At 61.7% G+C, this 18,299-nt stretch carries 17 protein-coding genes; 12 read left to right on the top strand and 5 right to left on the bottom strand.

Annotation, left to right across the window (positions count from 1 at the left end; all coding sequences use genetic code 11):
* Window positions 1-11: 11 nt before the first annotated feature.
* Window positions 12-725, top strand: coding sequence for a TetR family transcriptional regulator (locus BLT65_RS32910; protein WP_091786045.1), 714 nt, complete (start codon window positions 12-14; stop codon window positions 723-725).
* 38 nt (window positions 726-763) lie between these two features.
* On the opposite strand, the gene BLT65_RS32905 is transcribed toward BLT65_RS32910, so the two are convergent.
* From BLT65_RS32905 to BLT65_RS32890, 4 genes are read right to left on the bottom strand one after another with little or no spacing between them, the layout of a single operon-like run.
* Window positions 764-1,660 carry an ABC transporter permease gene (locus BLT65_RS32905; protein ID WP_079503318.1) on the bottom strand — a complete coding sequence of 299 codons (897 nt, stop codon included), beginning with the start codon at window positions 1,658-1,660 and terminating at the stop codon, window positions 764-766.
* A gap of 1 nt (window position 1,661) precedes the next feature.
* Window positions 1,662-2,576, bottom strand: a complete 915-nt coding sequence (locus BLT65_RS32900) for an ABC transporter permease (RefSeq protein WP_091786042.1) — start codon at window positions 2,574-2,576, stop codon at window positions 1,662-1,664.
* Window positions 2,577-2,607: 31 nt separating this feature from the next.
* Window positions 2,608-3,909, bottom strand: a complete 1,302-nt coding sequence (locus BLT65_RS32895) for an ABC transporter substrate-binding protein (protein WP_091786039.1) — start codon at window positions 3,907-3,909, stop codon at window positions 2,608-2,610.
* A 47-nt stretch (window positions 3,910-3,956) separates the two neighbouring features.
* Window positions 3,957-5,012: an ABC transporter ATP-binding protein gene (locus tag BLT65_RS32890; protein ID WP_091786036.1), complete on the bottom strand. Its 1,056-nt coding sequence runs from the start codon at window positions 5,010-5,012 to the stop codon at window positions 3,957-3,959.
* A gap of 288 nt (window positions 5,013-5,300) precedes the next feature.
* Here BLT65_RS32890 and BLT65_RS32885 point away from each other — a divergent pair, with 288 nt between their 5' ends.
* From BLT65_RS32885 to BLT65_RS32875, 3 genes are read left to right on the top strand one after another with little or no spacing between them, the layout of a single operon-like run.
* On the top strand, window positions 5,301-6,242 hold the full coding sequence (locus BLT65_RS32885) for a polysaccharide deacetylase family protein (RefSeq protein WP_091786033.1): 942 nt from the start codon (window positions 5,301-5,303) through the stop codon (window positions 6,240-6,242).
* A complete protein-coding gene (locus tag BLT65_RS32880) occupies window positions 6,239-6,982 on the top strand; it encodes a GntR family transcriptional regulator (protein ID WP_091786030.1) in 744 nt (247 codons plus the stop codon). Before BLT65_RS32885 ends, BLT65_RS32880 begins: the two co-directional genes overlap by 4 nt.
* A 1-nt stretch (window position 6,983) precedes the next feature.
* On the top strand, window positions 6,984-7,571 hold the full coding sequence (locus tag BLT65_RS32875) for a flavin reductase family protein (protein ID WP_091786027.1): 588 nt from the start codon (window positions 6,984-6,986) through the stop codon (window positions 7,569-7,571).
* Between the two features lie 43 nt (window positions 7,572-7,614).
* Here the strand turns inward: BLT65_RS32875 and BLT65_RS32870 are convergent, their stop codons facing one another.
* On the bottom strand, window positions 7,615-8,238 hold the full coding sequence (locus tag BLT65_RS32870) for a glutathione S-transferase family protein (protein WP_091786117.1): 624 nt from the start codon (window positions 8,236-8,238) through the stop codon (window positions 7,615-7,617).
* A gap of 345 nt (window positions 8,239-8,583) precedes the next feature.
* Between BLT65_RS32870 and BLT65_RS32865 the strand changes: the two genes are divergently transcribed.
* The 8 genes from BLT65_RS32865 to BLT65_RS32830 all read left to right on the top strand — a co-directional run bounded on the left by BLT65_RS32865 (window position 8,584) and on the right by BLT65_RS32830 (window position 18,192).
* A complete protein-coding gene (locus BLT65_RS32865) occupies window positions 8,584-9,159 on the top strand; it encodes a TetR/AcrR family transcriptional regulator (protein WP_233446682.1) in 576 nt (191 codons plus the stop codon).
* A gap of 101 nt (window positions 9,160-9,260) precedes the next feature.
* On the top strand, window positions 9,261-10,838 hold the full coding sequence (locus BLT65_RS32860) for an efflux transporter outer membrane subunit (protein ID WP_042306689.1): 1,578 nt from the start codon (window positions 9,261-9,263) through the stop codon (window positions 10,836-10,838).
* A gap of 123 nt (window positions 10,839-10,961) precedes the next feature.
* Complete coding sequence (locus BLT65_RS32855; RefSeq protein ID WP_042306790.1) at window positions 10,962-12,197, top strand: efflux RND transporter periplasmic adaptor subunit; 1,236 nt, start codon at window positions 10,962-10,964, stop codon at window positions 12,195-12,197.
* A 10-nt stretch (window positions 12,198-12,207) separates the two neighbouring features.
* On the top strand, window positions 12,208-15,579 hold the full coding sequence (locus tag BLT65_RS32850) for an efflux RND transporter permease subunit (protein WP_091786024.1): 3,372 nt from the start codon (window positions 12,208-12,210) through the stop codon (window positions 15,577-15,579).
* Between the two features lie 60 nt (window positions 15,580-15,639).
* Window positions 15,640-16,287, top strand: coding sequence for a TetR family transcriptional regulator (locus BLT65_RS32845; protein WP_091786021.1), 648 nt, complete (start codon window positions 15,640-15,642; stop codon window positions 16,285-16,287).
* 172 nt (window positions 16,288-16,459) lie between these two features.
* On the top strand, window positions 16,460-16,918 hold the full coding sequence (locus tag BLT65_RS32840; RefSeq protein ID WP_042306692.1) for a YaiI/YqxD family protein: 459 nt from the start codon (window positions 16,460-16,462) through the stop codon (window positions 16,916-16,918).
* Between the two features lie 69 nt (window positions 16,919-16,987).
* Entirely contained in the window at window positions 16,988-17,791 is an 804-nt protein-coding gene (locus BLT65_RS32835) for a hypothetical protein (RefSeq protein ID WP_091786018.1), read from the top strand.
* Window positions 17,792-17,838: 47 nt separating this feature from the next.
* The gene (locus tag BLT65_RS32830) at window positions 17,839-18,192 is read left to right on the top strand and encodes a BON domain-containing protein (RefSeq protein ID WP_042306695.1); all 354 of its coding nucleotides are present in this window, start codon (window positions 17,839-17,841) and stop codon (window positions 18,190-18,192) included.
* Window positions 18,193-18,299: the final 107 nt, after the last annotated feature.

Raw genomic sequence — 18,299 nt, 5'->3', positions numbered from 1 at the left:
TCATCGACACCATGCCACGCAACGCCTCTGCACCAAGCGCACCCGCCCGAACGGTGAAGGACGAGCCCACGCGTCGCCAGCAACTTGCGGCAAAGACGCGCGAGCGCATCTTCCGGATCGCCATCAAGGAGTTCGCCGACAAGGGCTTCAGCGGCGCGCGCGTGGAAGGGATTGCGAGTCGCGCGAAGGTCAATATCCGGATGATCTACCACTACTTCGGCGGCAAGGAAATGCTGTATGTCGAAGTGCTGGAGCATGTGCTGGCGAAGCTGCGCGAAGCGGAGCTAGCCGTCGAGCTGGATGAGAAGATCGTCGACCCCGCAGCGGGCATCTTGCAGCTTTACGATTTCACAGAGGGGCACTTTTCAGCGCACCCCGAGTTGCTGTGTCTGCTTTCGTGGGAAAACCTGAATCGGGCGCGCTACCTGAAACGCTCGAAGGTCATTCCCGCGATGTCGTCGCCCGTGCTCGACAAGCTGCGCACCTTGATCGAACGCGGCGAGGCCGCTGGCGAGTTGCGCGAGGGGATCGATCCGCTGCATATGTACGTGACGCTCGTGAGCCTCGCGTATTTTCACAAGTCCAATGCGTACACGCTCTCACGCATGTTCGACACTGAAATGCTCGCGCCTGCATGGCAGGCAGCGCACAAGGCACAGGCGCACGAACTCGTGCGCGCGTTTCTGACGGGAGCGCGTGTGCCGGAACTGGTGGCGCACTTCTAAACTTGCCGATAGAGCGCCGCGCAACACCGTGCGGCGCATCAACCCGCAGTCGCCCGCTTCCGCGAAAGCGATCTCGCGATGAGCAATCCGCCCACCATCACTGCAAGCGAGATTAGTGTCGTCATCGTGCCGAGCGCGTAGATGACAGGCGTGGTAACTGAGGTAGTCAAACCCTGCAATTCCAGCGGCAACGTGTTCTGATCGCCGATTGCCTGTGACGTGCGCGCGATCTCATCCCACGAAAGCGTAAAGCCGAACATCGCGACGCCGATCACGGAAGGTCCGATGATAGGCAGCACGACATTTCGGAACGACTGCCACGGCGAGGCACCCAGATCGCGCGCCGCCTCCTCGAACGCGGGATTGAAGCGGTTGAAAACGGCGAACATCACGAGCAGGCCGAACGGCAACGTCCACGTAAGATGCGCGCCGAGCGCCGACGTGTAGAGACCCATCGACGTGGTCCAGCTATCCGCGAACGACTGGAAGCCCCACGCGTTGGCCAGATACTTGATGAGCGTGTCGAGCAGACGAAAGGTCAGCCCAATGCCGAGCGATACGATTATCGACGGCATGATGAGACTCGCAACCGACACGTAGAACACGGCCGTATCGCCGCGAAAACGCCGCCTGAACGCGAGGCCCGCGCTCACCGAGAACAGCACCGTCAGCACTGTGACAGCAATCGCGAGTTTGACGGAGCGCCCGAACGCGGCCCAGATATCGATATCACCCACACCGTTGCGCAGGACCTCGAACCAGTGCAGCGAGACGCCACGCATCGGAAAAGTCAGCCCGCCTTCCGGGCCCTGAAAGGACAGAATAAAAATCGTGATCACAGGGCCATACAGAAACAGCACAAAGAGGCCGAAGAGCAACGCGAGCCAGTAGAAGCTCGCGGGCCGGCGCTCGCGATGCCTGAGCGAAACACTCATGTCAGAGTTCCTTTCTGATGTCGACGGCGCGCGTCAGCGCCCACACGATCATAAGTACCACCGCGAGCAGAATGATCGCGTTGGCGGCAGCGGCGGGAAACTGCAAGTAGCCCGTTTGCACCTGGATGATCTTGCCGACCGATGCGATCTGCTGTCCGCCCATCACGCCCACCGTGAGGAAATCGCCCATCACGATCGTGACGACGAAGATCGAGCCGATCGCGATGCCCGTCTTCGACAACGGCAGGACGACGTCGCGGATCACCTGCCAGCCGCTCGCACCGCCGTCGCGCGCGGCTTCGAGCAGCGACCGGTCGATACGCATCATCGCGTTGAAGATAGGGACGATCATAAAGAACGTATAGAGATGCACGAACGCCAGCACGACGGAAAAGTTCGAATACAGCAACCATTCGAGCGGCTGGTCCACCAGATGCGCGGACATCAGCGCCTGATTGACGAGCCCGTTGCGACCGAGCAGCGGAATCCACGAGATCATGCGGATCACGTTCGACGTCCAGAACGGAATCGTGCAGACGAGAAACAGGACTGTCTGCATCGCCGTCGTACGCACATGGAACGCGAGGAAATACGCAATCGTGAAACCGAGCACGAGCGTCACCGCCCAGACCATCGCGCAGAATTTCAGCGTGGACCAATACGTCTTGAACGTGACGCAAACGTCCGTGAACGACGTGCAACCGTCGAAGATCGCCGCGTAGTTCTTCAGCGTGAACGCCGGGATGATCTGATACTCGTTGAAGTCCCAGAAGCTGACGATCAACGTGATCACGAGCGGCACGATAAAAAACAGCGCGAACGTGACCGTGAGCGGCGTGGCTTGCAGCCACGCGCTCACACGCCGATGGCGCACGGCCGTTGGCTTCGCCTGCTGGAGATACTCGACCGAGGCCATCTTCACACTCCGCGCGTGTTTTTATGCACTGTCATGCCGCGATGAATTCGTTCCACTTCTGCACCATGTAGATGTTCTCGTCCATCACGGCGTTCCAGCATGCGATTGCACCCATGCGCTGGTTGTACGAACCGCCGTCGCGCACGGCGCCCGCTTTTTCGAGCAACTGTCCGTCGGGTGCCTTGATGTCCTGCGCCGCGGGTTTGCCTTCCATCCAGTAGTCCCATTCGTACGCTTGCATATGCGTGCGCGCCGTTTCCGTGACGCCGGGGTAATAACCCTGACGCATCAGATAAGCGCCAGCCCAACCGTCCTGAAACCAGTTGACGAATTCATACGCGGCATCGAGCTTCTTGCCCTGCAGCGAGCGCGGAAAGCCGAAGCCGGACGCCCACGAGCGGTAGCCTTCTTTCAGCGGCTGGAACTTGCAGGCAATACCCATCGTGCGGACCTTCGTGACCGCGGGCGACCACATCGACTGAATCACGACTTCACCCGAAGCCATCAGGTTCACGCTCTCGTTGAAGTCACGCCAGAACGCGCGGAACTGGCCAGCGCGCTTCGCTTCGATCAGGATCTTGATGGTCTGATCGATCTCGGCCTTGGTCATGTTGCCCTTGTCGCCGTATTTCACGCGGCCCATCGCTTCGATTGCCATCGCGGCGTCCATGATGCCGATGGCGGGAATGTTGAGCAGCGCCGCCTTGCCCTTGAATTGCGGATTGAGCAGGTCCGCCCATGTCGTCACTGGCCGTGCGATCAGGTCGGGCCGAATGCCGAGCGTGTCGGCGTTATACGTGGTGGGGATCAGCGTCATCCACTCGGTCGGCGTCGCGGAGAATTCGGTCGAACGCGCGCCCTTGAGGAACATCACTTTTTTCGGCGCCGTGCCTTGATCGCCGATCTTCTTGCCGTCCACTTCGCCCTTCGTCAGCACGGGCGTGATCTTGTCGGCGAGCTTGATGCGCTTGGCGTCCATGCCCGCGAGTGTGCCCGCCGGGATGAGCTTCTTGAGCGAGAAGTACTCCGTGTCGACGATATCGAAAGAGTTGGGCTGCGTGATGATGCGTTTGGTGACGTCGTCGGTAGTCACGGGAATGTATTGAATCTCGATGCCCGTGTCTTCCTTGAACTTCTTCGCAATGTCCGCGCTCTGGTTGACGGCAGTGCCGAGATAACGCAGCGTGATCTTCTCTTGTGCATGCACGTACGGGAAACCGGCGATGCCCGCAGCCGCGACCGCGCCCTTGATGAACGTGCGGCGCGATAAACCTTTGCCTACAGTCTCTTCTCCAGTCTGTTGCACGTTTGCGGCCACTTTGTCGTCGTTCATTGCCTTTCTCCTCTAAAGAAATTGTCGTTGCGTTGTCGTTGTAACTTTCAGGCTGCGAGCGGATGGGCGTTCTGCTCGTCCCACCAGACCGTCACGCGCGCATTCGGTCCGAGACGTTGCGGATCGTAGTCGGCGTCGCTCATCAGGGATACGAGCGCGGGCGAGCCATCCTGCGGATCGAGCGTGATGCGCAAATGCGTGCCTTGATATTCGGCTTCACGCACCGTGCAGGCGAGGCCGCCGATGCGGCTCAAGCCGCTTTCGCCCGCGCTCGTGCCCGGCGTGACGCCTTGCGGCGCGATGCGCAAGCGGTCGGCGCGCACGGTAAAGAGACCACCCTTCGCGCCAAGCACGTTATGGCCGCCGAGAAAGCGCGCGACGAATTCTGTGCGCGGCCGGTTGAAGACTTCGAACGGTGTGCCCGTCTGTTCGATATGACCGTGACTCATCACCACCACGAGGTCCGCGAGCGCCATCGCTTCTTCCTGCGAATGGGTGACGTGGACGAAGGTGATGCCGAGTTCCTTTTGCCAGCGCTTGAGTTCGGCGCGCATCTGTACGCGCAGAAACGGATCGAGCGCGGACAGCGGTTCGTCGAGAAGCAGGCAGCGCGGTTCGTTGAGCAACGCGCGCGCGAGTGCGACGCGTTGCTGCTGGCCGCCTGAAAGCTGCGCGGGCCGGCGGTTCGCGTAGGCGGACATCGCGACGAGTTCGAGTAGTTCACCCGCGCGCTTTCGGCGCGCCTCTTTGGCGACGCCGCGCATCTTCAGACTGAATGCGACGTTGTCGAGCGCGGACAGATGCGGGAACAGCGCATAGCTCTGAAACACCATGGCCGTGCCGCGCGCCGCGGGCTGTTCAAGTGTCACGTTACGCCCGCCGATCAGCACGTCGCCTTCGGAGACCCACTCGTGACCCGCGATCATCCTCAGCGTCGAAGTCTTGCCGCAGCCCGACGGGCCAAGCAGGCAGCAGTACGCGCCGCCGGGAATGCGCAGGTCGATGGCATCGACGGCGAGCGAATCGCCATAACGCTTCGAAACGTGTACCAGCTCGATGTCGGCGGGGTTTGCATGAACCACGGTTGATGCCGGCTGAACCATGAAGGTGTGTCCTGTCAGATGACGCGAATGGAATACGGCGCACGACGCATGCAGCCGGGAGCTTCTGCAAGTCATATGCCATTCGCTGTTTCGTCCGCCGTCAGCACGTACTCGCACGAGTGCCGCAACGCCCGCTGGCAACGCGTGTCGACAGGTTGGCGCGCATATTGCACACGATTGAGGACCTCGATCGTCAGCACTTGCGAGTTGGTTGCGTGTGCAATCGCAGTGCAGGTTTCGTTCGGATTGGGGCACAACCTAACCAAATCGGATCATTCACACCCGACAATGAACGACTTCAAGCGCGAGCCGTCCGGTTCATTCGATGCACTGACAACACATGGCCGCTTCGGCTATCAGCCGATACATAAGGGCGATGCCTACCACTGGCCGAACGGCGCTCGGCTAGCGGTCTATCTCGGCTTCAACCTGGAACACTTCGCCTTCGGCGAGGGCCTGGGCGCGGCGCTGGGGCCACTGTCTCCGCAGCCGGACGTGCTGAACTACAGCTGGCGGGAGTACGGCAATCGCGTCGGCGCGTGGCGCTGCATCGAATTGTTTGATTCGCTCGACATGCCAGCGGGTACGCTCATCAACACGTCGCTTTACGATCACTGCCCGGAACTCATCGAAGCCTGTGCTGCGCGCGGCGACGAACTGATCGCGCACGGCCACACGAACGCGCAGCGCCAGAGCGATCTGGACGAGGACGGCGAACGCGCGCTGCTGGCGCATTGCCGCGCGCGCATGATCGAACAGTCGGGCGCGGAACCGGCGGGATGGCTGTCGCCGTGGATCTCGGAATCGCACCGCACGCCGGACTTGCTTGCCGAGACGGGGTATCGCTACACGCTCAACTGGTGTCACGACGACCGGCCTGTGCGTATGCAAACGAAGGGCGGGCCGCTGTGGTCGATTCCGTACCCGCAAGAGTTGAACGATCTGCCGATGATCATGGCGCGCCAAATGGACATGCGCGATTTCGCGGACATGATCATCGACCAGTTCGACGAGATGCTTGAGCAAACGCAGCGCGCGCGCACTGCGCAGCCGCTCGTAATGGGCATCGCGCTGCATCCGTACATCGTCGGGCAGGCGTACCGGTTGCGGCACTTGCGGCGCGCGCTCGCACATATCGCCAGTGCGCGCGACGACATCTGGCTCACGACGCCCGGCGCCATCGCGCGACATGCAGAAGAAGCCGTGCCCGTTGCGGCGCAAGCCGCATGAGTGCCGTGCAAGCGGGTATGAGGCCCGCGAAACACGCGAAGCGCGAGCGGGCGGACGCGGACGGGCGTATCTATCAAACGATTTTCGAAGGCGTATTGAATCGCAGGCTTACGCCGGGCACCAAACTGCCCGAGCCGGAACTGTGCGAGCTGTTCGGCGTCGGGCGCGCAGTGGTGCGGCGCGCGCTGGAGAAACTGGCGCACGACGGCATCGTCGTGTTGCGTCCGAACAAGGGCGCCGTCATTGCGCAGCCGACGCGCGAAGAAACACGCGAGATTTTCGAGGCCCGCTGCGCGGTGGAACGCGCGCTGGTCGAACTCGCGGCGCAACGCGCGAGCGTCGACGATATCGGCGCACTGCGCAATCAGCTTGCCGACGAGCACGAGGCGATGCACCGCTTCGATCAGCCGTCATGGGCGCGGCTTGCCAGCGAGTTTCATCTGCGCATCGCGGCGCTGGCGGGTAACCCGATTCTCGAGCGCTATCTCACCGAACTGATTTCGCGCTGCTCATTGATCGTCGGTGCTTACGAGCCTGTGGGCAACGCGCCGTGCGAGCACGACGAGCACACCGCTATCCTCGATTGCCTGGAAGCACGCGACGCCGACGGTGCGATTGCGCATATGACGGCGCATCTCCAGAGTCTGGAGGCGCGCATCGAAACGTCGCGCATGCCGGGCAAGAAGCGGCTTGCACAACTGCTTGGCATCGAACCGGATCGACAAACCGCGATGGAGTGACATGGAAATCGACTTCGAAGCGATCACCGAGTACCAGCGCTACAAACTGATGGCAAGTTTGATCGTGCCTCGACCCATCGCACTTGTGACGACGCTCGGCGTGGACGGCACAGTGAACGCCGCGCCGTTCTCGATGTTCAACATGCTGGGCGAGGAGCCGCCCATCGTGATGATCAGCATCAACCGGCTGACGGATGGCACGTTAAAGGACACAGCGGTGAACATTCCGCGCGAAAAGGAGTTCGTCGTGCATCTCGCCGATGAGGCGATTGCGCAGCAGATGCATCGCTGCGGTGAGCGCTTTGCGTCGAATGTCAGCGAGCTGGACGAAGTGGGTTTCACTGCGCTGGCGTCGACGCGGGTCAAGCCGCCGCGCATCGCGCAGGCGCCAGTTGCATTCGAATGCGAGCTTTGGGAGACGCTTGAAACGACGAGCCGCCATATCTTCATCGGCAAGGTACTGGTGCTGCACGCGCGGGACGAACTGATCGATCGTGAGGCGTGGCGCGTCAGGTTGCAGCATTACTTTCCCGTTGGCCGTTTCGGTGCGAGCGATTATGTGACGACGCGGGATAGATTCGAGCTTTGAGTTGCACGCGGTTTTTGGAAAGAACAAAGGCTGATATCTATTGTCAGTTTCCATTGAATACCTTGAGGCCGCGCGTAAGCGCAGGCCTCGCTTCGACATGTTCATACCAGCGGCGCAAATTATGCAGTTGATCCCACGGCAGTTGTGACATGACCGACTGAGTGATCGTGAAGGCCGCGATGTCCGCGATCGAAAATGTCTTTCCTGCCATATACGCTTCGTCACTGACATACCGCTCTGCCGATTCGAGCGCGGTAAGCATCCGTTCGACAAGCAGCGCTTGCCCCGCTGGAGCACCCGCACTACGAAGAAAGAAAGCAGCGTGACTGACGGCTATCACGTCGGTGACAAAAAAGAAAAATCGCTCATAAACGACGGATCGGGCCAGAGAGTCTTCCGGTAACAGGCGACCTGACGCCCTCTCTGCTGCGTAAAGAATGATCGCGTTCGATTGCGTGATCACGATGGGCGGCGCGTTCTCTTTGCTTTCAACCAGCACCGGCACTTTCCCCGCAGGGTTCATCGCAAGATACGCGGCGCTTCGATGCTCGCCGTTCGCAAGATCGACGGATCGCACGGTGTACGGCAAGCCGGCTTCTTCAAGCGCGATAGCGGCGCGAATGCAGTTCCCCGTCGGCGCGCCGTAAAGCTCATAGGTCGTATTCATCTCCATGCCCTTTTAATGACGATGCGAAAACCGCCTATCCAATAGCAGTCGATCGAATGAATGATTTCCATGCACCTCTGTCGCCAGAAGTGACGATTAATGATTCAATTGCACGAACAACAATAGTTATTTGTCGAAGGCCTCAAGCGGATTTCATTGACTATACTGCGTGAGGCTGTGGTCGTCGGCGCGTGCGCATGGCACGTCCCCATAATGAAGACACGTAGTGGAAACTCGCCAGTAGAGTTTCCATACGGCACGTTTTCGGACGCCATGAATCCAGATCGCAAGCACGGGCCGGGTGGACGCTTGACGCGATACGAGTCGAAGGCTCGGCTTCGCGCCGTGGTCGCGAGCGCCAAAAAGCGCTTCCTGACGGTTGGCTTCCGGGAGACCAGTCTTGACGACATTGCTCGCGATGCGGGCGTGGCGAAGAAGACGCTTTATTGTCATTTCGGCAGCAAAGAGCAGTTGTTTAGCGCGATTCTGGAAACGCTGGGGCGGACCTGGCAGGAGCAACTCCGGCACATCGTCACGAGTGGCGGCGAACCGGTCGACGTGCTCGAGAGAGCGGCGCTGCACCTGCTCGACATCGGCACTCGCGATGAAATGACCCAACTGTACTGGGTGCTGCTGGTCGAGACACGCCGCTTTCCCGCGCTCTCGGCCGGGCTGTATCAGGAGCGTGGACGGCTGATCGGCATCGAACCGCTCGAAGGCTATCTGCGCGCAGCGGTCGAAAACGGTGAGCTCGAATTCGACGACGTCGAACTCGCCACCGAGCAGTTCGTGCATCTGGTGCTAGGCGGCGTGCGCGCCAGAATGCTGCTCATGGGCGCGCGGCGACCGAGCGCAGCGAGACGTCAATTGATCGCGAAGCAGGCGGTCAGGATTTTCACCGCAGGGTGCTTGACCCGGTGAAAAAAGCTTTCAAAACATTGTCGGTTTTCATTCAATTAAATTAGTCATACGAAGTAAATCGCGTTTGTCGGAATGCCGATCCAGTCAATGGAGGCACATGCATGAAAACAGCTTCGCGTGCGTCGAGTGGTGTGCGCGCACGGTGTGAAAGAACCCAATGGCGAATCGCGGCGCTAGGCGGCGTCATGCTCGTCGTTGTCATGTCGCTGACCGCTTGCATGATGGGCCCGGACTATCGCAGGCCCGAAGCGCAGATTCCGGAAGGATTCAAGGAAGGCGTCGACTGGCAGCGCGCCGATGCGAACCCGCAAGCCGCGATCGACAGTACGTGGTGGCGGATGTACGGCGACGACAAGCTCAACGACCTCGTCGATCAGGCGTTGCGCGCGAATCAGTCGATCGCCGCGGCGGAGGCCGCCTATCGTCTCGCGCTCGCGACGGTCGAGGCGAACCGTGCGGGCCTGTTTCCGACCGTGACGGCCGGTCTGTCCGGCGCGCGCTCGGGCGGCAACGTCGCCGCGCTGAGCGCGAGCCGTGGGTCCGGGGCGTCGACGTCGACCTCGGCGGCGGGCGGAGCGGGCAACAGCGTCGTCGCGCTCGGGGCCGTCAGTTGGGAACTGGACCTGTGGGGCCAGATACGTCGTCAGATCGAGGAAGCAAAGGCCAACGCGCAGGCGTCGGACGCGCAACTCGCGGGTGAGCGCATTTCCATTGCGGCCAGCGTCGCGACCGATTACTTCCAGCTGCGTCAAGCCGACTACGACATCCGCGCGCTGAAGGAACAGCTGGACGCTTACGGGCGCATCCTCGCGATCGTGCAGACGGCCTACGCCCAGGGCGGCGCCTCCAACGACGACGTGCTGGTCGCGCAAGAAGATCTGGAAACGGTCATCGCCGATCTGCAGACGACGGAAATCAACCGCGAACATGATGAGCACGCGCTCGCTGTGCTGGCGGGCGTGCCGCCGGAGTCGTTCAGCATTCCGCCCGATCCCGACTATCACTTCATGGCGCCCGCCGTGCCGACGTCGCTGCCTTCGCAACTGCTCGAGCGGCGTTACGACGTGGTCAGCGCCGAGCGCACGGCGGCTGCCGCGAATGCGAGTATCGGCGTGGCCGAAGCCGCGTTCTTTCCGACCTTGACGCTTTCGGCTGAAGGCGGCTTCGCGCACAGCTCGCTCGCGCATCTGTTCACCGTGCCGTACCGCTTCTGGACGCTCGGGCCGGATCTGGCGCAAACCATTTTCGACGGCGGCGCGCGTACGGCTGCCGTACACCAGGCGCGCGCCACGTATGACGAAGACGTGGCCAACTACCGCAATACGGTGCTTACGGCATTCCAGAGCGTGGAAGACAGCCTGTCGTCGATGAATCATCTGCGGGCGCAGGAAAGCGCGTTCGCACGTGTGCTCGACAGCAACGCGCGATTGTTCGCGAGCGAAGAGGCACAGTTCAATGCCGGCGCAGTCAGCCAGCAGAACGTGTTGAATCAGCGGCTGACATTGATCCAGGCGCAACAGAGCTTGCGCGATACGCAGGCCTTGCTCGCGCAGAATCACGTGCTGCTCGTGAAAAATCTCGGTGGCGGCTGGCAGCGCGATGACGCCGAGGCGGCATCGCCGGCTTCGGGAAGCGCTGGTCGACCTGTCGCGCAGCAATCCACCAGCGCCGCCGACTGAACACGTTCGACACGACTGATGCATTGACGCGCACGCAGTTCAACACGATTCACCCGACACGGGAGCGCCGGCATGCACACATGCAGCCCGCGCGTGCCAGTGTCACGCAACAACGGAGTTCTCATGAAGTCACGTTTGGAACGCGTGTCGTTGTTATGTCTGTGTCTGATCGTGCTCGCCGCGTGCTCGAAAAAGGCGCCGCCACCACCCCCGCCGCAGGTCTCGACGGTGAAGGTGCAAGCGCAGTCGGTGCCGCTAGAACGCCGCTTTGTCGGGCGGCTTTCGCCTTACTACAGCGCGAACGTCACGGCGCGCGTCTCGGGCGTGCTGCTCAAGCGCAACTATGCGGAAGGCTCGCAGGTGCGCGCGGGACAACTGCTGTTCGAGATCGATCCGACGTTCTATCGCGCGCAGCTGGACAACGATCTCGCGATTCTGGCGCAGGACCGCGCGACCTACATCAACGATCACATCACCGCCGAGCGCAACCGCAAGCTGCTGCCCGTCGGTTCGATCTCGCAGCAAACCGTCGACAACTCCGACGCCGCCGAGCGCAGCGCGGCCGCCAAAGTGAAGGCCGACGAGGCGACTGTGCAGAGCGCGCGCATCTCGCTCGATTACACGCGCGTGACGGCGCCGATCAGCGGCATCGCCGGCCAGCAGCAGGTGACGGCGGGCGCGGTAGTCGGCAGCAGCACGACCGACTCGGGCGGCAACGGCACACTGTTGACGACGATCCAGCAGATCGACCCGATGTACGTGAACTTCACGATCAGTTCGGCCGATCTCGCAACGCTGCAGCAATCGCAAACGGGCGGCACCGTCGACCTGTCGCAGCAGAACCAGGTCTCGGTGCGTATCGCGTTGCCCAATGGCGCGGCGTACGGCAGCGCGGGGACGCTCGATTTCTCCGACGTGACGGTGAACGCATCGACGGGCGCCGTCAATCTGCGCGCGCTGGTCGCGAATCCGCAGCGGCGTTTGCTGCCCGGCATGTTCGTCTCGCTGACGGTCGATTTCGGCAGGCAGAACGATGTGTTCTTGGTCCCGCAGCAGGCCTTGCTGCGCGATACGACGGGCGGCTATATGTTGCTGGTCGGCGGAGACGGCAAGGTGGCGCGCAGGGATGTCGAGACGGTGAATAGCCTCGGCAACAACTGGATCGTGACGCACGGTTTGAAGGATGGCGACGAGGTCATCGTGACGGGCGTGCAGTTTGCGCATGAAGGGGCGCCCGTCAAGACCGTCGCGTGGCAGCCGCCAGCTGCTGCGTCGCCCGGTTCATCGGGTGCGGCGGCTTCTTCTCCGGGCGCGGCGGCATCATCGGCCGCAGCGGCTTCGGCCGGCATGGCGAAGTAGGAGACCGCTCATGCCGAGTTTCTTTATCGACCGCCCCGTTTTCGCGTGGGTCATCGCGATCCTGATTTGCCTGTTCGGCATCATCGCCGTGCGCAGCATGGGGATCGATTCGTACCCGGACATCGCGCCGCCGCAAGTGACTGTCACGGCGCAATACCCGGGCGCGAGCGCGCAGACGATGGAATCGACCGTGACGCAGGTGATCGAGCAGCAGCTCACGGGCATCGACAATCTGCTGTACTTCAGCTCGACGTCAAGCTCGAACGGCCAGACGCAGATCATCCTCACGTTCGCGACGGGCACCAACCCGGACATTGCGCAGGTGCAGGTGCAGAACAAGGTCACGCTCGCACAGCCGTTGTTGCCTTCGCAGGTGACGCAACAGGGCGTGATCGTGGCGAAATCCAGCCCGGACATTCTGCTGTTCATCGCGCTGCAGTCGGACAATGCGTCGATCGACGCGGGACGGCTCTCTGACATACTCGCGTCGCAGATCCAGCCCGTGATCGGCCGGGTGACGGGCGTCGGCAACACGACGCTGCTCGGCTCGGAATACGCGGTGCGGATCTGGCTCGATCCCGACAAGCTGCAGAGCTACGGCCTGTCGACCACACAGGTGCTCAACGCCGTGAGCGGACAGAACGCGCAATTCGCGGCCGGTTCGCTCGGCGCCGATCCGGCCGTGAAGGGCCAGGTGTTCACGGCAACCGTCTCCGGCGACAGTCTCTTTTCGTCGCTCCAGCAGTTCCGCGACATCATCGTCGTATCGAACAGCAATGGCACCACGGTCAAACTGAGCGACGTGGCGCGCATCTCGTTCGGCTCGCAGACTTACGGACAGGCACCCGTGTACAACGGCAAGCCAGCCGGCGGCCTTGCCGTGTTCCTGCTGCCGGGCGCGAATGCGCTGAAGGTCGAGAAAGCGGTGAAGGCGACGATGGATACGCTCGCGCGCGATCTGCCGGAAGGCGTCACATGGAGCGTGCCGTACGACACCACGCCCTTTATCACCGCATCGATCACGGACGTGATCCGCACGCTCATCGAGGCCATCCTGCTGGTGTTTTTCGTGATGTTGGTTTTCCTGCAGAACCTGCGCGCGACGATCATTCCGACGCTCGTGATTCCTGTTGCATTGCTCGGCACCTTCATCGGTCTTTCCGCGCTGCATTACACGCTCAACCAGTTGACGCTGTTTGGCATGGTGCTCGCAATCGGTATCGTGGTGGACGATGCGATCGTCGTGATCGAGAACGTCGAGCGCATCATGAGCGAAGAGCATATGGAGCCGCGTGAGGCGACCCGCAAGGCGATGAATCAGATCACGGGCGCCATCATCGCGATCACGGTGGTGCTGACAGCCGTGTTCGTGCCGTCCGCGCTCCAGCCTGGCGCAACGGGCATCATCTACGCGCAGTTCGCGCTGACGATTGCGGTGTCGATGGGTTTCTCCGCGTTTCTGGCGATGTCGTTCACTCCTTCGCTGTGCGCTGCCATTCTCCGGACCGAACACCAGACGAAGAAGAACGCGTTTTATCGATGGTTCGACCGGACCTTCGACTGGACGACGAAGCACTATCTCAGCCATGTGGGCAAGGCCGTGCATCACGCGCCGCGCTGGATGGTGGCATTCGCGATCGTGCTCGTGCTGACGGGCTTCCTGTACACGAAGTTGCCGACCAGCTTCGTGCCCGACGAAGATCAGGGCTTCGTGCTGGCACTCGTCAACCTGCCATCCGGTTCGACCTTGCAGCGCACCGATCACGTGATGGCCGAGCTGCGCGACAAGCTCGCCAAAAGCCCGCTCGGCAAGGACATCGTCGGCATCTTCCAGCCCGAGGGTTTCAGCTTTGTCGGTACGAGCGAAAACGTCGGCATGTCGTTCATCAAGCTGTCTGACTGGAAGGACCGCTCCGAAACGGCAATGCAGATGATCCCGCAGATCAACCGTATTCTGTCGTCGATCCCCGACGCGCAGATCTTCGCGGTGAACCTGCCGACCATTCGCGGCCTGAGCCAGTTCGGCGGCGTCGACATGTATCTGCAGGCGCGCTCGGGGCAATCGCGCGCTGAACTCGGCGAGGCGGAGCGGACGCTGCTCACCAGCGCGGCGAAAAGTCCCGTGCTGTTCGGCATCCGGCCGAACTCGCTGCCGAACTCGCCGCAACTCGACATCGCGGTGGATCGCACGCAGGCGCAGGCGATGGGCCTGTCGCTGACGGATGTGTATCAGACGCTCGAGATGGAACTCGCGCCGTTCTACATCGACCAGTTTACGTACGGCGGCCGCGTGAAGCGCGTCTATATCCAGGCGGATGCACCGTTCCGGATGTCGCTCGACGCGCTTCAGCACCTCTATACGCCGAGTGTTTTTGCGGCCGGCGGGTCGTCGAGTCAGGCGTCGTCCAGCAAGAGCAATTCGGGCACGACGGGAACCGCAGGCACGGCCGTCGGCTCGAACGGCTTCGTCACACCCGTCGATCCGTCGCCCGCCAATACGTCGATTGCGCCATACAACATGGTGCCGCTCGCCAGCGTCGTGAATGCCAAATGGGCGTTTGGGCCGACGGTGCTGCCGCGCTACAACGGCTATTCGGCAATCGAGATCGTCGGCAACTCCGCGCCCGGTTACTCGACGGGGCAGGCGATCGATACGCTCAACGACATCATCAACCATCAGTTGCCGCGAGGCTTCGCGGGTGACTGGACCGGGCAGTCGTATCAGGAGCTGCTGTCGGGATCGTCGGCGACCACGCTGATGGCGCTGTCGATCGTGGTGGTGTTTCTTTGTCTCGCGGCGCTGTACGAGAGCTGGTCGATACCCGCGTCGGTGCTGCTGGTGGTGCCGCTTGGCATGCTTGGCATGCTCGCGTTCTGCCTGACCTTCAGCGTGCCGAACGACATCTACTTCAAGATCGGTCTTGTGACGGTGATCGGTCTCGCGGCGAAGAACGCGATCCTGATCGTCGAGTTCGCGGTGGAGGGGCAGCAACGCGGAATGACACTGCGCGACGCGGTGCTGACGGCGGCCCGATTGCGGCTGCGTCCGATCCTGATGACGTCGATGGCGTTTATTCTCGGCGTGTTCCCGCTGGTGATCTCAACGGGGGCGGGCGCCTCTTCACGTCACGAGATCGGCACGGGCGTGATCGGCGGGATGCTGTTCGCAACGTTCCTCGGTCTGCTGCTGATACCCGTGTTCTATGTGGTCGTGCGTCGCCTGCTCGGCGACAAGCTCGACGAGGTGTCGCACAAGATGCCGCATCACGGCGGCGACGGCGGCGATGGCTCGGGTGGACACGGAGATGGCACGCCGAAGGACGGTCCGCCGCCCGACGGACCGCCGCCCGGCGGTACGCCAGGGACGGGGGCACCAGCTTGACGAACGAACACTTGCCGCGCGCGGCGCTTCCTGGCCAGTCTCGAACCGGTACAACGACCGATGAGGCGAACACGACAACAGGCGCGGGAAACGCGCGACCAGATTCTCGATGCAGCCGAGCGGCTGTTCGCGGAGCATGGCGTGTCCCGCACGTCGCTGGAGGACATCGCGATGCGTGCGGGGTGTACGCGTGGCGCGATATACGGGCACTTCCGCAATAAGAGCGATCTGTTCGTCGCGATGACGAACCGCGTGATGCTGCCGATGGAAATGCTCGTTGCAGCGACCGCGGATGCCACGGAGCCGGACCCGCTCGGCAGGATCAGGCAACTGCTGGTGTATTTCCTCGGTAAGGCCGTGGTCGAGCCGCACAGCCGCCGCGTGTTCGAAGTGTTGTTCACGAAGTGCGAAAATACAAAAGACATGGTGCTGGTGATCGAGCGGCAACACGACGCGGCGCGTAACGGCAGGATGTATCTCGAGCGCGGTTTGCGTAATGCAATCGCGAGAGGTCAACTGCCGTTCGATCTCGATACCGAGCGTGCGTCGAGCGTCGTGCATGCGTTCCTTGGCGGCGTGCTGCGAGACTGGCTGCTGGAACGCGATTCGATCATGCTGCCGCGCGATGCGGAGTTTCTGACGGACGTGTGCATCGGCATGTTCAGCTATTCGCCTTCGTTGCGGCGCGCTCAGGGGGCGTGTGGATAGCAGCGGTCTTGCTATTTTTCTGGCGCGCTGTCGTCGACACGTGCGCTTTGTCGAGTGGCCTTTATGTTTTGAAGTAGTATGTTTGCGACTGATCGCAAGGTCGGGTCGACGAGGCCCATGCTGACCTCGAAAAACTTCAGACGGAAGCGATGCAGTGATTGGGAGCTACAAGATGCAAGTGCTGGTTGACGCAGACGCCTGCCCGGTTGTCATCAAGGACATGCTGTTTCGGGCCGCGCGTCGCGCCGAAGTGTGTGTGACGCTCGTGGCGAACCGGTATCTGCAGACGCCGCCTTCGCCGTATATCAAGTCACTGCAAGTACCGGCGGGCGCGGACGCGGCTGATATCCGCATCGTCGAACTGGCCGTGGCCGGCGACCTGGTGATTACCGCGGACATACCGCTTGCCGCCGCTGCGCTCGAGAAGGGCGCCTTCGTGCTCGATCCGCGTGGCGGCTGGTTCAGCCGCGAGAATATCGAGGAACGCCTGACCATGCGTACCGTGATGGATCAACTGCGCAGCTCGGGCGTCGATACGGGCGGTCCAGCGCCCTTCAGTCCGCGCGACAGCAAGACCTTCGCGGGGCAACTGGACCGGTTTCTCGCGCGCCATCGCGCGGCGCCAGGCTGAACGTCGAATGTGATTTGCCGGGTTTTCAACCGGCGAATTGGAACTATACTGGGGCACCAGGAGGTTTCAATGGCCGATCAAGAGAAACTGCATCCGCTACGCCCGTTTTTGAAGAACTGGATTTGGGAGCATGGTCGAGTCGGGACACGCTATCTGGATTACGTCGACGGCGAAATCAAGTTCGATGAAGGCAAGAAATCACGTTTCGCAGCTGAGAAATATATTTATGTGCCGCTCGACAAGGACGGTGAAGACGCTGTAGCCGCAGAGGGCCCTGCAATCCAGGAAGCGGGGCTTGCCCGGTTCTTGCGAGCTGCGCAGTTGGGCACGCCAGATGAGGCGGGCTCTGTCTCGGAGATTCAACGCGCCGTGCAGGACTGCGTGGAACTCGGCCTCTTCAGCGCCTATCAGGCGGAGGCTCGCGAGGCAACGGCCCGCTATGCGCAGGAGCCGATGTTCGAGGACGAGATCCGTGCGGCGGTTGTCGATGACATCCGGCGTATTTACACAGGCGTGCGGGAGCAACTGTCGCTGTACGATTTCAGTGTGCTGTACGGCTTGCCCTCGCCGCTGCTGATCAGCGAGACGCCATTCATCGATTGGCGCGTACGTGCAAGTCCGGCACTACCGTTTGTATCGCTTCCGTTGGGACCTTATTGCCTGCTGGTAGGCGCACCCTCGGGCCGCAAGAGCCGGATCGGTCCGGTGGTCTGGAAGGCCGCAGCCGCGATGGGCCCGTTGAAGGACCACAACCGCCAGATCATGGAACATGCACGCCTATGGCTGGTGGCGACCACGGATGACCAACTCGTCGCGGCACAAAGCCGGCTTGCTGCCGCCACGGGCGCGAAGCAAGAGAATGTGAAGCCTTAACGTAGTCGGCAGCATCTTTCGTTGAGTTACTTAAACAGGGGAAACTAATGAACGCAATCAGAACACTCAAGCTGGCTGGCGCTGCATTGATCGTCGTTGCTTCCGTCAATGCCTGGGCTCAGGGAAGCGAAGCCGCTAGCGCAACGACGACGACGCAAGGCGCATCGAAATCCTCCATCAGGAAGGCGAACCGGGCATTGAGTAAGAAAGTGGCCCAGGCGCTTTCGAAGGGCGGTGTCGATACGGCGGGGATCAATGTTCTCGTGAAAGGCGGCGCAGTGACGCTCGCTGGGGGCGTGACCGATCCGGCACAGATCGATAAGGCAACGTCGATCGCGAAGGGCGTTTCCGGCGTCACGTCCGTGAAGAATGCTCTGACGATTCGGGAAGGCGGGCAGTAAGACCAGAGAAGCGAAGGCGGCGTCTCCTTCCGGGTTGTCACAAAGAGACGCCGCTCGCATTCCAGCGAGCGGCTCATCCCTGGCAGAAGCCAGCCGCTCGGCATTCA

Source organism: Paraburkholderia steynii (assembly GCF_900100565.1).
Lineage (GTDB): Bacteria > Pseudomonadota > Gammaproteobacteria > Burkholderiales > Burkholderiaceae > Paraburkholderia > Paraburkholderia terrae.
The sequence above is the reverse complement of the archived record's forward strand: the minus strand, read 5'-3'. Positions and strand labels throughout refer to the sequence as shown.

Coding starts and splice junctions, on each gene's coding strand:
- BLT65_RS32910 (WP_091786045.1), top strand. CDS start 12: ATGCCACGCAACGCCTCTGCACCAAGCGCACCCGCCCGAACGGTGAAG.
- BLT65_RS32905 (WP_079503318.1), bottom strand. CDS start 1,660: ATGAGTGTTTCGCTCAGGCATCGCGAGCGCCGGCCCGCGAGCTTCTAC.
- BLT65_RS32900 (WP_091786042.1), bottom strand. CDS start 2,576: ATGGCCTCGGTCGAGTATCTCCAGCAGGCGAAGCCAACGGCCGTGCGC.
- BLT65_RS32895 (WP_091786039.1), bottom strand. CDS start 3,909: ATGAACGACGACAAAGTGGCCGCAAACGTGCAACAGACTGGAGAAGAG.
- BLT65_RS32890 (WP_091786036.1), bottom strand. CDS start 5,012: ATGGTTCAGCCGGCATCAACCGTGGTTCATGCAAACCCCGCCGACATC.
- BLT65_RS32885 (WP_091786033.1), top strand. CDS start 5,301: ATGAACGACTTCAAGCGCGAGCCGTCCGGTTCATTCGATGCACTGACA.
- BLT65_RS32880 (WP_091786030.1), top strand. CDS start 6,239: ATGAGTGCCGTGCAAGCGGGTATGAGGCCCGCGAAACACGCGAAGCGC.
- BLT65_RS32875 (WP_091786027.1), top strand. CDS start 6,984: ATGGAAATCGACTTCGAAGCGATCACCGAGTACCAGCGCTACAAACTG.
- BLT65_RS32870 (WP_091786117.1), bottom strand. CDS start 8,238: ATGAATACGACCTATGAGCTTTACGGCGCGCCGACGGGGAACTGCATT.
- BLT65_RS32860 (WP_042306689.1), top strand. CDS start 9,261: ATGAAAACAGCTTCGCGTGCGTCGAGTGGTGTGCGCGCACGGTGTGAA.
- BLT65_RS32855 (WP_042306790.1), top strand. CDS start 10,962: ATGAAGTCACGTTTGGAACGCGTGTCGTTGTTATGTCTGTGTCTGATC.
- BLT65_RS32850 (WP_091786024.1), top strand. CDS start 12,208: ATGCCGAGTTTCTTTATCGACCGCCCCGTTTTCGCGTGGGTCATCGCG.
- BLT65_RS32845 (WP_091786021.1), top strand. CDS start 15,640: ATGAGGCGAACACGACAACAGGCGCGGGAAACGCGCGACCAGATTCTC.
- BLT65_RS32840 (WP_042306692.1), top strand. CDS start 16,460: ATGCAAGTGCTGGTTGACGCAGACGCCTGCCCGGTTGTCATCAAGGAC.
- BLT65_RS32835 (WP_091786018.1), top strand. CDS start 16,988: ATGGCCGATCAAGAGAAACTGCATCCGCTACGCCCGTTTTTGAAGAAC.
- BLT65_RS32830 (WP_042306695.1), top strand. CDS start 17,839: ATGAACGCAATCAGAACACTCAAGCTGGCTGGCGCTGCATTGATCGTC.